At 63.2% G+C, this 12,658-nt stretch carries 11 protein-coding genes; 3 read left to right on the top strand and 8 right to left on the bottom strand.

Annotated features, from left to right (window positions below):
• Position 1: 1 nt before the first annotated feature.
• Both urtE and AC5ZG5_RS19465 read left to right on the top strand, forming a co-directional pair.
• The gene (gene urtE, locus AC5ZG5_RS19460; RefSeq protein WP_456643441.1) at positions 2-694 is read left to right on the top strand and encodes an urea ABC transporter ATP-binding subunit UrtE; all 693 of its coding nucleotides are present in this window, start codon (positions 2-4) and stop codon (positions 692-694) included.
• A gap of 23 nt (positions 695-717) precedes the next feature.
• Complete coding sequence (locus AC5ZG5_RS19465; RefSeq protein WP_456643440.1) at positions 718-1,656, top strand: acetamidase/formamidase family protein; 939 nt, start codon at positions 718-720, stop codon at positions 1,654-1,656.
• A gap of 271 nt (positions 1,657-1,927) precedes the next feature.
• On the opposite strand, the gene AC5ZG5_RS19470 is transcribed toward AC5ZG5_RS19465, so the two are convergent.
• From AC5ZG5_RS19470 to AC5ZG5_RS19500, 7 genes are all read right to left on the bottom strand, one after another.
• Positions 1,928-3,079 carry a 2Fe-2S iron-sulfur cluster-binding protein gene (locus tag AC5ZG5_RS19470; RefSeq protein ID WP_456643439.1) on the bottom strand — a complete coding sequence of 384 codons (1,152 nt, stop codon included), beginning with the start codon at positions 3,077-3,079 and terminating at the stop codon, positions 1,928-1,930.
• 1 nt (position 3,080) lies between these two features.
• The gene (locus AC5ZG5_RS19475) at positions 3,081-3,920 is read right to left on the bottom strand and encodes an FAD binding domain-containing protein (RefSeq protein WP_456643438.1); all 840 of its coding nucleotides are present in this window, start codon (positions 3,918-3,920) and stop codon (positions 3,081-3,083) included.
• Positions 3,917-6,277, bottom strand: a complete 2,361-nt coding sequence (locus AC5ZG5_RS19480) for a xanthine dehydrogenase family protein molybdopterin-binding subunit (RefSeq protein ID WP_456643437.1) — start codon at positions 6,275-6,277, stop codon at positions 3,917-3,919. Before AC5ZG5_RS19480 ends, AC5ZG5_RS19475 begins: the two co-directional genes overlap by 4 nt.
• A 41-nt stretch (positions 6,278-6,318) precedes the next feature.
• The gene (locus tag AC5ZG5_RS19485; protein WP_456643436.1) at positions 6,319-7,698 is read right to left on the bottom strand and encodes an amidase; all 1,380 of its coding nucleotides are present in this window, start codon (positions 7,696-7,698) and stop codon (positions 6,319-6,321) included.
• A 96-nt stretch (positions 7,699-7,794) separates the two neighbouring features.
• Entirely contained in the window at positions 7,795-9,210 is a 1,416-nt protein-coding gene (locus tag AC5ZG5_RS19490; protein ID WP_456643435.1) for a TRAP transporter large permease, read from the bottom strand.
• A gap of 43 nt (positions 9,211-9,253) precedes the next feature.
• A complete protein-coding gene (locus AC5ZG5_RS19495; RefSeq protein ID WP_456643434.1) occupies positions 9,254-9,802 on the bottom strand; it encodes a TRAP transporter small permease subunit in 549 nt (182 codons plus the stop codon).
• Between the two features lie 95 nt (positions 9,803-9,897).
• Positions 9,898-10,995 carry a TRAP transporter substrate-binding protein gene (locus tag AC5ZG5_RS19500; RefSeq protein ID WP_456643433.1) on the bottom strand — a complete coding sequence of 366 codons (1,098 nt, stop codon included), beginning with the start codon at positions 10,993-10,995 and terminating at the stop codon, positions 9,898-9,900.
• A 619-nt stretch (positions 10,996-11,614) separates the two neighbouring features.
• Here AC5ZG5_RS19500 and AC5ZG5_RS19505 point away from each other — a divergent pair.
• On the top strand, positions 11,615-12,064 hold the full coding sequence (locus AC5ZG5_RS19505) for a MarR family winged helix-turn-helix transcriptional regulator (protein ID WP_035689809.1): 450 nt from the start codon (positions 11,615-11,617) through the stop codon (positions 12,062-12,064).
• A gap of 57 nt (positions 12,065-12,121) precedes the next feature.
• On the opposite strand, the gene AC5ZG5_RS19510 is transcribed toward AC5ZG5_RS19505, so the two are convergent.
• Positions 12,122-12,655, bottom strand: a complete 534-nt coding sequence (locus tag AC5ZG5_RS19510; protein ID WP_130222500.1) for an aromatic-ring-hydroxylating dioxygenase subunit beta — start codon at positions 12,653-12,655, stop codon at positions 12,122-12,124.
• Between the last annotated feature and the right edge of the window lie 3 nt (positions 12,656-12,658).

The following is a 12,658-nucleotide window of genomic DNA, read 5'->3' on the forward strand; positions in this document are numbered from 1 at the left end:
CATGCGCTTCCGCGTCGAGAGCCTCGATCAGCATTACGGCAGCGCGCAGGTTCTGCGCAAGGTGGGCTTCGAGATCATGCCCGGCGAGTGTCTTGCCGTGCTCGGTCGCAACGGCGCGGGGAAGACCACACTGCTGAAATGCCTGATGGGCATTCTGCCGGCGTCACGAGGCCGCGTGCTGGTCGACGACACTGAGATATCGGACTGGTCGTCGCATCGGCGCTCGGCGGCCGGACTGGCCTACGTGCCGCAGGGCCGCGAGATTTTCTCAGAACTCACGGTCGGCGAGAACATCGAGGCTGCGGCCCGTGCGCACGGCACGTTCGGAACGGACGTCGTGGACGAAACTATCGCGCTGTTTCCCGTGCTCAGTCAGATGTGGCGACGCGCCGGCGGCGCGCTCTCCGGTGGACAGCAGCAGCAGCTTGCGATCGCCCGCGCGCTCGTCACGAGGCCGGGCCTCTTGATCCTCGACGAGCCGACCGAAGGGATCCAGCCCAATCTCGTGGCCGCGATCAAGGATGTGCTGGCCTCGTTCAAGGGCAGGATCTCGCTGCTTCTGGTCGAGCAATATCTCGACTTCGCCGTCAGCCTTGCCGACGCCTTCGTCGTGCTGTCGCGCGGCTCGGTAGTCGAAGCGGGCCGCATGGATCAGTCGAGCCGCGAGTTGTTAAGTCGCCACATCGCCATCTGACATCACAACAAGAAAGCAAGCCCATGTCGCGCCGTCATGAAATTTCCTCCGCACCCGAGAACATGGTCTGGGGCTATCTCGACAGCACCACGCCGCCGGTTCTGGAGGTCGCGTCCGGCGACACTGTCACGCTGCATTCCTTCCCCGCCGGTGGAAAGGAATGCCTGCCGGAGGATCGCAGCATCGTGCCGGCCGACTATCTGCTGGCGCTGGACACGCTGGCCCAGGGACCCGGCCCGCATTTCATCACAGGCCCGGTCTACGTGAAGGGTGCGAGGCCCGGCGATGTCCTCCAGGTCGACATTCTCAGCGTGAAGGTGCGGCAGGACTGGGGCTTCGTGTCGATCTTGCCGCTGCTGGGTACCTTGCCGGATGAGTTCACGGAATACGAAACGATTCATCCGAAGGTCGATCATGAACGCAATGTCTGCGTGATGCCCTGGGGCCTCGAGATCCCGCTTGACCCGTTCTTCGGCATCATTGCCACCGCGCCGCCGGCGGCCTGGGGCCGTTGCGGCTCGCCGGTACCGCGCAGCTTCGGTGGCAACATGGACAATAAGGAGCTTCGTCCCGGCACGACGCTCTATCTGCCGGTCTACAATGAAGGCGCGCTGTTCTTCGCCGGCGACGGACATGGCGTGCAGGGCGATGGCGAAGTTTGCATTACCGCGCTCGAAACTGGCGTGACCGGCACGTTCCGCCTGACGGTGCGTAAGGACATGGAGCTGTCATGGCCGTTTGCCGAGAGTTCGACGCATCTGATGTCGATCGGCCTCGATGAGGATCTCGACGATGCCGCGAGGCAGGCGGTGCGCGAGATGGTCAAGCATATCTGCGCGCGCACCAACCTGTCTCGCAACCAGGCCTATATGCTCTGCTCGCTTGCCGGAAATCTGCGGGTCACCCAGCTCGTCGACGGCAACAAGGGCATCCATATGCTGTTGCCGAAATCCTATCTGTGAGCGCCAGCGCGGCCTCGTGCCGAATGATGGCGATGCAACGGAGCCGAACCATGTGCCGCTTCTCGATTGAGGTCGTGGCAATCAATGGCTCGCCGTACGGCCGCGCAGGTGAAACGTTCCTGGCGGACAATCCCATTGTGGAGGGAGTTGAATTCTTGTCCTTCGAGTCGCCCCCCGCTACACAGGCAACGATTTCCTACGTCAACCGACGAATTCCTGCAGGTTGGTACTGCAGATGGTGAAGGTAAGGTCGATCTCCCGATCGCGATGATCAGCGCCGTCCGGTCAGGCGGCCCTTCAGGATGGCCCATGCCAGGGACCAGAAGCTGATTGGCTTGAATAGGTCCGACGAAGCCGTTTCGCCCTTCAGCGAACGTTCGAGATTAGCCGTGAAGTCAGACGTCAGGCGCTGCACAACGTCCTGCACCAGACCGGCGCGATTGAACTGCGCCAGCCGGCCGCTCAAACGCCATGACAAAGTGATGGCCAGGGTGCTCGCGGCAGCCGGATCGGCGTCGCCAGGCAACACGTGCCATTCGACTTCGCCCTCGGCGCTCGATCCAGATCCAGTGTCGCGTCCGCGGCCGGTCATGCGGCCCTGACGGGCCGTCGCATCCAGGGTAACATTGCCGTCGCCCTTGAACGCAACTTTCATCGGCCCCAGCGCCATGTGCATGCGGCCTTCGATGTGGTCGCCGTCAATGGTCGTGATTTCCGCGCCGGGCAGGCAGGTCGCGACCTGTTTCAGATCAGTGAGCTTCGTCCATACGTCGGCCGGTGACGAGGCGATCTGAAGCCGCTGTTGGATCGAGGTCCATCCTTGCCGTGACGGCGTGGCCGCGACACTTGCCGAAGCAGGTCTCTTGGCTGGTGAAACAGCCTGCTTCACGAATTCGGACGCTGGCGGGGCGGTTCGGACCGCGGTGGCTACGGCGGCAGCGACAGTTGCGGCCGGCTGCTTGCCTGCGCTGACCTCTAGGATCGCCTCGACGATGCCGACATAGCCGGTACAGCGGCACAGATTGCCCGACAGTTCCTCGCGGATGCGCGCCGGCGTAACCTCTCCAAGGCGAACCACGATATCACGTGCCGTGATCAGCATGCCGGGCGTGCAGAAGCCGCATTGCAGGCCGTGATGCCTGGTGAACGCGGCGCGCAGCTCACCCATGAGCGGATCGTTGTCGAATCCCTCGATCGTCGTCACCGAGGCGCCATCGGCGTCTCCGGCATAGCTGATGCAAGAGCGCTGCGGCTTGCCGTCGACAACCACTGTGCAGGCACCGCAGACGCCCTGTTCGCAACCGGCATGCGCGCCGGTCAGGTTGAGATCTTCGCGCAGCAATTCTAGCAATTGCGTGCGCGGCTCCGCGCTGGTGCGCACCGATCGGCCATTCACCGAAAGCGAGATATCGATCGCTAGCATGTCAGGATCTCCAGGGATCGTTGAGCTGCGCCAGGCTACGCTCCACAGCCACGGCGAGTTGCTGCCGATGTGCGACGTCGAGCGTAGCGAGCATGTCCTCGATCTCGTCGCGGACAAGGGCGGTGGCCTTGTCCGTGCCGTCCTGCTGTAATGCTGCGGCCGTGCGCGTCAACAGCAGCGGGCGGCGATTCAGGGCACCAGCGACGACGCGGCAGATATCCAGCCTCGGGTCGACGACGCATGCGCCGATCGCCTTGGCAAACTCGCCGGTCTTGCGGCAGACCTTGTAGTAGCCCCAACGCATATCGGGGGAGAATCGCGGGATCTGCACGGCGCACAGGATGTCCTCCGCCGCAAGTTGCGGCGTGAATGCGCCGCGCAGGAAGTCGTGCGCTACGACGGATCGCGCTGGGGCTATGGCGCTGCGGATTTCGATGATGGCTCCGATCGCGGCCATCGTGGACACCCAGTCCGCTGCTGGATCGGCGTGCGAAAGGCTGCCGCCCACTGTGCCGCGATTGCGCACCGCGCGATAGGCGATGCCGCGGGCGACGAAAGGCAGAAGCCCGCGCGTCGGGTCTTCGAGCATGCCGTCTTCGATCTCGGCATGCGTCCAGGTCGCGCCGAGCGAGAACATGCGGCTGTCCGCCTCGATCGCGCGCAATTGCGGGATGTGTCTGATATCGATGAGTTTGGCCGGGCGCGCGAGGCGCAGATTGAGCATGGGCCCAAGCGACTGGCCGCCGGCGAACACCTTGACCTGTCCATCGCCGGCGGCGAGCCACTCGAGCGCGTCGTCGAGCGTCCGCGCCCGCGCGTAATCCAGAACTGCCGGTTTCATGCCGCATCCCTGGTGTTGGCGCGTCCGCCTTTCGCGATGGCGGCAAGTATGCGCTCCGGCGTCGCCGGGATGTCGCGCAGCACGGCATTCAGCGGCGAAAGCGCATCGTTGATGGCGTTGACGATCGCTGCTGACGGCGCGATCGCGCCGCCTTCGCCGACGCCCTTGATGCCATGTGCGGAATAGGGCGACAGTGTTTCCATATGATGGATGCGGAAACGCGGCAGTTCAGTCGGCCCCGGCAACAGGTAATCGATCAAGGTCGAGGCCAGCGGCTGGCCATTGTCGTCATAGGGGCTCTCTTCAAACAGCGCTGTGCCCACACCCTGCGCTGCCCCGCCGAAGGTTTGCCCTTCGACGATCATCGGGTTCACCATGCGCCCGCAATCCTCGACGATGGCGTAGTCGAGGATTTCCACGAGACCGGTCCTGGCGTCCACGGCGACATAGGCGGCGTGGCTCGCATAGGAGAAGACGCCGCTGTCGACCTCGGGCTTGTAGGCGGCCGTCGCTTCCAGGCCGGCGCGGTCGACATCGTCAGGCAATTCGTCGGGGCGGATGTACCAGGCGCGGCCAACGTCCGCATAGGAGACATTCGCGGCGCCGCCGAAAATCCGGCCCTCGCGGAAACTGATATCGTCCGGCTTGACCTGCAGCAGATGCGCCGCGATGGCTTTGATGCGGCCGGCAACGATGTCCGCCGCGCGTGACACCGCGCCGCCAGTCATCACGATACCGCGAGAGGCATAGGCGCCCGTGGAGAAGGGCGTGGTCGCGGTGTCGCCCAGCGTCACCCGGATATCCTTCAGCGGAACGCGCGTCATTTCATGCGCGACCTGCGCCAGCGTGGTCTCGAGCCCTTGTCCGATCGTGTGGATACCGGCTTTGACTTCGAGCGCGCCGTCGGGCGTGAGCTTGACATGGGCCTGATCGAAGCCCGGCACCAGCGGGAGCCCCCAGGCGGCAAACACCTTGGTGCCGTGCGCAGATTGTTCTGTATAGGTCGCAAAGCCGATCCCGAGATAACGGCCTTTGTCGTCGCGTGCAGGCAGCTTGCGCCGCGCGTCGAAATCGATCATGCGCTTTACTTCCAGAAGCGAAGCCGGGTAGTCGCCGCTGTCGTAATGCTTGTTGGTGATGTTGGTGTAGGGCATCGCCGCGGCCGCGACGAGATTTTCCATGCGCACTTCCCACGCCTCGCGTCCAACCGCCTTCGCGATGGCATCGATGGTCAGTTCGATCGCGAAACAGACGCCCGGTCGCGCCACGCCTCGGTATGGAGCGAAGGGCGGCTTGTTGGTTGCGACCGAATAGGTCTTGCAGCGATAGGATTTGAGGTCGTAGGGGCCCGGAAGGTTTCCGCCGGCCTGCGCGGCTTCGAGACAGGCCGAGAACGGCCATACCGAATAGGCGCCGCAATCGACCGACACTTCGGCGTCGAGACCGAGCAGCCGTCCGCGCGCGTCGGCATAGGCCTTCAATTTGTATTCGTGCTGGCGCGCATTTGCGCCGGCGGTCAGATGCTCGCGGCGGTCCTCGATCCAGCGGAACGGCTGCTTCTGCGTCAGCGCCAGCCAGGCCACCGCGATCTCCTCCGGCATCAGCATGCATTTGTAGCCGAAGCCGCCGCCGACATCGGGCGGCGCCACGCGCACGATCGCCTGCGGAATGCCGAGACATTCGGCCAGGCCGATGCGGATCAGATGCGGCACCTGCGTGGAGGTATGCACGACAAGCTGCCCAGCGCGATGGTCCCACCACGCAACAAGGCCCTTGCCTTCCATCGGATGCATGACTTGCCGGGCGGTCGACAGTTCCAGCTCGACGCTAATTGGCGCCGTTTGGGCGATCCCATCCATGCCGCGATCGAAGTTGGTTTCGAGGAAGAGATTATCGCCCCATTCGCGATGCAGCAGCGTCGCCTCGCGTTGGCGGCCGGCGGTGCTCGATGCAATCACAGGGATTGCATCGTAATCGACATCGACGAGCTCGCAGAGATCTTCCGCCGCCGCCCGGTTGTCGGCGACGCACATCGCCACGATCTCGCCGACAAAGCGCACGCGTCCGTTTGCCAGCGCGGGATAGTCGGAGACCTTGTAGCCGGGAATGGAGGAGCGGGTGGTGATCGGCGCGACTCCGGCGAGATCGCTGTGAAAGAAGACACAATCCTCGGAGCCTTGCGGCTTGCTCTGTCGCATGATGAGCGCGTGCGCCACGGGGCTGCGCAGGAACGCGACTTCGCGCATCCCCGGGATGCGAATGTCGGCGGTGAATTGGCCGCGGCCGTGTAGATGCCGGGCATCTTCTTTCCGGGGCGCCCGGGCGCCGATGCCTTCGCCGTCGTTGTCGTGTGCCATCTGCGTCATGCTCCCTGCGCTCGGTCCGACACCTTACCTCATCACTGCGCGTCGAGAAGTTGCCAGGGGTGGTGCTGCTCATGGAATGCGACGGCTCCGAGCAGTCTGGCCTCCTCATACCAAGGGGCGATGAGCTGGAACGCCAGCGGAACACCGCTGTCCGAGAGGCCGGCAGGCACGCTGATCGCGGGATGCCCGGTCAGATCGAACAGACTGAGATACGGCGTCCATTCGCGTCGCATGTCGCCGACCACCTCCCCGTCGATGCTGATCGGATCGAGCGGCTTGTGCAGCGCATCCAGCGGCTCCCGGCTCATTGCCGGCGTCAGCAAGAAGTCAAACCCGTCAAACAGCTTTTGCACATGCCGGAACAGCGCGGTACGCTTGTTGAGTGCACCCTGAAGGTCCTGTCCGGAATAGGAAAGACCGACGCGCACGCCTTCGGTCAAGCTCGTCTCGATCTTGTTCTCGACCTCGTCGATAATCTTGCCGAGCCGCGCCGCCCAGTTCGACTGCTGAAGGATGCGCCAGGTCGGTTCCGGATTGTCCATCGCCCATTCGATATCCGTAACGGAGGCGCCGTACCCCTCCAACGTCTTCGCAACACGCCGAATCGTCTCGATCATCCCGCGGCTAACGCGCGCGTTACCGACCTGCATGATGAGGCCGATGCGCTTGCCGGTGAGGTTTTCTGCCTGCGTGCTGATCTGTGATGCGTCGAACCGCGGCAGGCCGAGCGAATGTGGATCGCTCGGCGCCGGGCCGGCCATGGTTTCGAGCGCGAGCGCCATATCCGCGACACTGCGCGTGATCATGCCGAGATGGATGAAGTTGGCAAACCCTTCCGGCACGAGATCGTGCGGGATACGGCCGAGCGTGGGTTTCAGTCCGAGCACGCCTGTGCAGGCGGCCGGCAGCCGCGTCGATGCGCCCGCGTCCGTGGTGAGCGCAAGGCGTACCAGGCCCGCGGCGACGGACACCCCGCCGCCGCAGCTCGATCCGCCGCACGTCGCCGCCGGATTCCAGGGATTGATGGTGAGTCCGGTCAGGGGCGAGGAGCCCATCATGGTATGGGCGAATTCGGTGGTCGTGCTCTTGCCGATGATGATTGCTCCGGCCTTGCGCAGCCGCGCGACCGCGATCGTATCCGCCGCGGCGGGAGCGGCGTCCTGCATCAGCCGCGAACCCCAGTTCGTCGGCAGGCCGCAGACATTCAGGATGTCCTTGACGCTGACCGGAACACCGGCGAGCGGTCCGGCGGCTGCCCCGCTCGCATCGACGGTGCGCGCTGCGGCAAGCGCGCCGTCGCGGTCGATCCGGACAAAGGCGTTGAGTGTCGGCTGGCTCTGCTGGCAGCGCTTGATCGTGTCGGAGATCGCGTCCTCGATGCTGTGCTTTCCGGTGCGGAGATCGATCTGCATGTGCCGTTGAAGTCAGTGGTCCTAAATGAGAGGTATACTGACGATATCACCCATGCTGTCAAGCGGCCGCCATGCGGGAGAAGAGCGCAGCCACTCCTATTTGAAGTTTACTGTCGACATGTCGCCGTCACCGCTGTCGGTTTTCGGCAGCTCGATGCGGATCGCAGCCGGATCGACGTTCGATCGCTTGTCGATCCAATAGGTGACGCTCGCAGGCCAGAAGATCACGATCGCCACCAGTACGAGTTGCAATCCGACCCACGGCAGCGCTCCGAGGTAAATGTCACGGGACAGCACCTCCTTCGGAGCGATGCCGCGCAGGTAGAACAGCGCAAACCCGAAGGGAGGGTGCATGAAGCTCGTCTGCATGTTGACGCAGAGCAGTACCCCGAACCAGACGAGGTCGATGCCGAGCTTGTCTGCGACGGGCACCAGCAGCGGAATGATGATGAAAGCGATCTCGAAAAAGTCGAGGAAGAAGGCGAGGAAGAATACGAAGATGTTGACGAAAATCAGAAAGCCGACTTGTCCGCCCGGCACATGGCTCAGCAGGTGTTCAATCCAGCGCGAGCCGTCGACGCCCTGGAAGACCAGGCTGAACACCGTGGATCCAATCAGAATGAAGATCACCATGGATGTGATGCGCATGGTGTTCTGCATCGCCTGATTGACCAGCGGCCAGCTTAGTCGACGGTTCAAGGCGGCGAGAATGATCGCGCCGACCGCGCCCATGGCGCCGGCTTCCGTCGGCGTCGCGAGGCCCATGAAAATAGTGCCGAGCACCACGAAAATCAGGACGATCGACGGCACCATGCCCCACAAGACGCGTTGCACCAGCACCCATCCACGCTGCGCGCGCGCCTCTTTGGGCAAGGGCGGGACGCGCTGCGGCGAAATGATCGAAATAGCGGCGATGAAGGCCAGGAACAGCAGCACCTGAAGGATCGAAGGCCCGATCGCGCCGGCATACATGTCGCCAACGGATCGGCCGAGCTGGTCAGCGAGTACGATGAGCACGAGCGACGGCGGTATGACTTGCGTGATCGTTCCGGAGGCTGCGATCACGCCGGTCGCGATGCGCATGTCGTAGCCGTAGCGGATCATGATCGGCAGCGAAATCATACCCATGGCGATCACCGAGGCGGCGACGGTTCCGGTGATTGCACCGAGGATGGCGCCGACGATGATGACCGCATAAGCGAGCCCCCCAGGCACGCCGCCGAACAACTGGCCGGTGCCCTCCAGAAGGTCTTCGGCAAGGCCGCTGCGTTCGAGGATCGCGCCCATCAGCGTGAAGAAGGGAATAGCCAGCAGCAGATCGTTGGACAGGATGCCGAAGATGCGCAGTGGCAGGTTTCCGAGATAGGCCTCGGAAAAAAAGCCCAATCCGACCGACAGCAAACCAAAAAACAGGCCAACGGCCGCAAGCGAGAAGGCGACCGGAAAGCCGATCAGCAGGAATAGAACAAGGCCGCCGAACATTAGCGGCGGCATATGGGCCACCGTCAGCATCGGGACAGTTCTTTCGAGGATCGGATGTGTGCGGCGGAAGCGGTCATTGTTCCATACGGTGATATTCGGTCATGACCTCGGCCTCGGGCGCCACGCCGCGCAACAGCGCGATGCGTTTGACCAGTTCGGACATGCCCTGAAGGGTGAGCAGTAGGAAGCCGACCGGAAGGATCAGCTTCACCGGCCAGCGCATCAGTCCGCCCGCGTTGGACGAGCCTTCCTCGGTCACCCAGCTCGTGACGAAGAACGGCCATGTCATCCATGTCAGCAGGATTGTCGCCGGAAGCAGGAAGAAGATGATGCCGAAAATGTCCACATATAGCCGGGTTCGCGGACCGAAATTGCCATAGAGCAGGTCGACGCGGACATGCTCATTGCGAAACAGCGTGTGGCTCGCCCCGAGCATGACGATGCCTGCGAGCATGTACCACTGCGCTTCCAGCCATGCATTCGAGCTGTAGCTGAAGCCGTAGCGAATGATGGCATTCGCGGCGCTGATGGCACATGACAGACCGACCATCCAGTCCGCGATGCGGCCGAATACCGCGCTGGCGGTGTCGATCTTCCGGCTAAAGGCGAGCAAGGCATGCATCGATCTCTCCCACACTGGCGCCGCGAGCGCGCCGACTTCCCGCGAACCTCAAAGGTCGTCGCCCGGCAGCGTCAGTGGCCACCGGGCGTGCAGCATCATTGCGATGCCGTCGGGATGTCGTGCGTGAAGCGGTAGGCGTCGAGGCTCTGCTCTGCGACTCGGAACCACGGATTGGAGCTTTCGAGAAAGCGCTTCCAGGGGTCGTAGATGGTCTTGAAGTCTGCGTCCTTGGCGGCAATCTCTTCGAACGTCTCGAAGCTCGCCTTGTAGCACGCGTCCAGAACCGCGCGCGGGAACAGCCGCAGTTGCGTGCCTTCCCCGATCATCCGCCGCAACGCATCCGGATTGCGAGCGTCATACTTTGCGATCATGAACATCATCTGCTCATTGCACGCGGTCTCGAACGCGACCTTGAACGGCTCGGGGAGGGCTTCCCAGGCGGGCAGGCTGACCGGCGCGGTGATGCCCGCGCTGCCTTCCCACCATCCGGGGGCGTAGTAGAACTTGGCGACCTTGTTCAGGCCGAGCTTGGCGTCGTCGTATGGACCGATCCATTCCGACGCGTCGATGGTGCCGCGCTCCAGGGCCGAATAGATATCGGACGGCGGCAGCTGCTGCGGTACGGCGCCGAGCTTGCGCAGGATGGTGCCGCCGAGTCCGCCGATGCGGATCTTCAGGCCCTGCAAATCCTGCACGGTGTTGATCTCTTTCCGGTAGAAGCCGCCCATCTGCGTGCCGACGTTGCCGACGGGGAAGGGGATGACGTTCGATTTCTTGTAGAAGGCGCGAACAAGCGGCAGGCCGCCGCCCTCGTACAGCCAGGCGGCCTGCTGCCGCGCATTCAGGCCGAACGGCAAACCGGCATCGAACGCGTAGGTCGGGCTCTTGCCGATGTAATTGGCGGACAGAATATGCCCGCATTCGATGGTGCCGTTCTGCACGGCGTCGAGCACCTGCAGCGCCGGAACGACTTCGCCGCCGGCGAAGCAGCGGATCTCGAAGCGGCCTTCGGTGAGCTGGCCGACTCGGCGGCAAAGGTCTTCGGCCGAGCCGTGAATCGTATCGAGGCTCTTCGGCCAGCCGGTGGCCATACGCCAGCGGACCGCCGGTTGAGTTTGGGCGATGGCCGGTGCAGCGAGTGCGGTGCCGGCGGTCCCGCCCGCCAGGCCCAAGAGCAGTTTGCGGCGATTCATAGTCCCCATCCTTTCTTCGCGTGAGAAATGCCGTCGCTTGCGAGTGCGGGGCGGCCGCGGATATCGCGCCGGTGGATTACATCCCGTTCGCCAAGAACCATGTCGGTTACGCCATCTATGGCCATGCGTGGAGCATATTAGTCAGCATATATCCTATTTTTGAAGATGCAAAAGCTGCACCAACTGAAGGACCGTGGTGGTTGAGGGTATGGAATGCCCGGTTTGCGTCATGACGGCCGACGCATAATGCCGTCGAAATACTTGGTTTCGATAAGATCAGGGACGTTTCCCGAGCGCCGCATCTGCAAACTAAAGCCGAAGGGCGAAAGTATCATTCGATTGCGGATCACCGCGGCCTCCCTATATTAGACAGCGTACTGCTTATTTTCCTTGCGGCCGATGCTTAAGCCCCAGGCCGCGGTGAGGCGGCATGTCATGAATAACCGGGACGAAGGAGATGCGAGTGGACGCTGGGGGTGGTAGAGAACAGCCGGAAGCCGTCGCAGGGAGATTGTTGAAATTGGCAAAGCCCAAAAGAGTCGGGAAATCCAAGCCGGCCCGAAAACCGAAAAGCCAGCCCGCCCGAAAGAAGGCGGAGCACACCTCGCTTTATGCCAGCATGCCGTTGTGGGCGCGCCCCGGCTTTCTGATCCGGCGGCTGCACCAGATCAACTACGCTCTGTTCTTCGAGGAATGCGCAGGCTTCGACATCACGCCGGTGCAATATGCGCTGCTGACCACGCTCAGCCTCAATCCCGACACCGATCAGCATACGCTCGGGCGGGAGGTTGGCATCGACCGCACCAATGTCGCCGACGTGCTGCGTCGTCTGGAGCAGCGCGGCTTGCTGACCCGCCGCAAGGGTGAGAAGGATCGGCGCGCGGTGCTCGCGCGCCTGACGCCGGCCGGGGAGAAAGTGACCCGAGAGATGTTCAAGGCGATGCAGCGCGCCCAGGCGCGCCTGCTCGAGCCTTTGCCTCCCAAGGAGCGCGCGGCCCTGATGGCGGCGCTGCTGCGGCTGGTTGATGCGAACAACCATCTCGGCCGCACGGTCTTTCAACCAAGCTGAGATCGCTCGCCGGCCGCGCGCCTTGTCTGCCGGTTCGTCGCGGCAGGTCATATGCGGTCACACCGGCAGACAAAGCGCATTCGGCACCAGCAGGTTGTCATAGACACAGCGCCTGCTGGCCAATTTGAGCACGCCGTTCTCGCGGCGGAATACGTCGAAATACACGCCAACCTGATGCAACGTAGCGTCTGGCCGATCGAACAGCACCTGCAGCACGACGTAGTTGGCGCGTGCCTTGATCGTGCCGTCGCGCTCTTCGCCCAGCACGTCGAGATTACCGATGATGTGCCGCAGATAGCGCGGCGCGAACATCGCGGTCTCGCTGAGAGCGAAGGCGCGGTCGCGGATCATGCCTTTGCCTTCGCAATAGATCAGCCCAACCGGCATGTTGCGATCATGGTTCTCGCGCGACAGGACGACGTAGGTCGCGTCCTCCGCGAACATCTCGGTCCAGTCGGCGAGACGCTGCTCGTCGAGCGCGTTCGCATAGCGCACGTTGAAGGTCTCGATCTCGTGCCGCAGCAGGAGTGCCTCGAGGCGCGGATCCATGAGCGTGTCGGATGAGAGGTTGCGCTTAAGGGCCATATCCATGAC

It is taken from the genome of Bradyrhizobium sp. Ses1 (assembly GCF_059512365.1).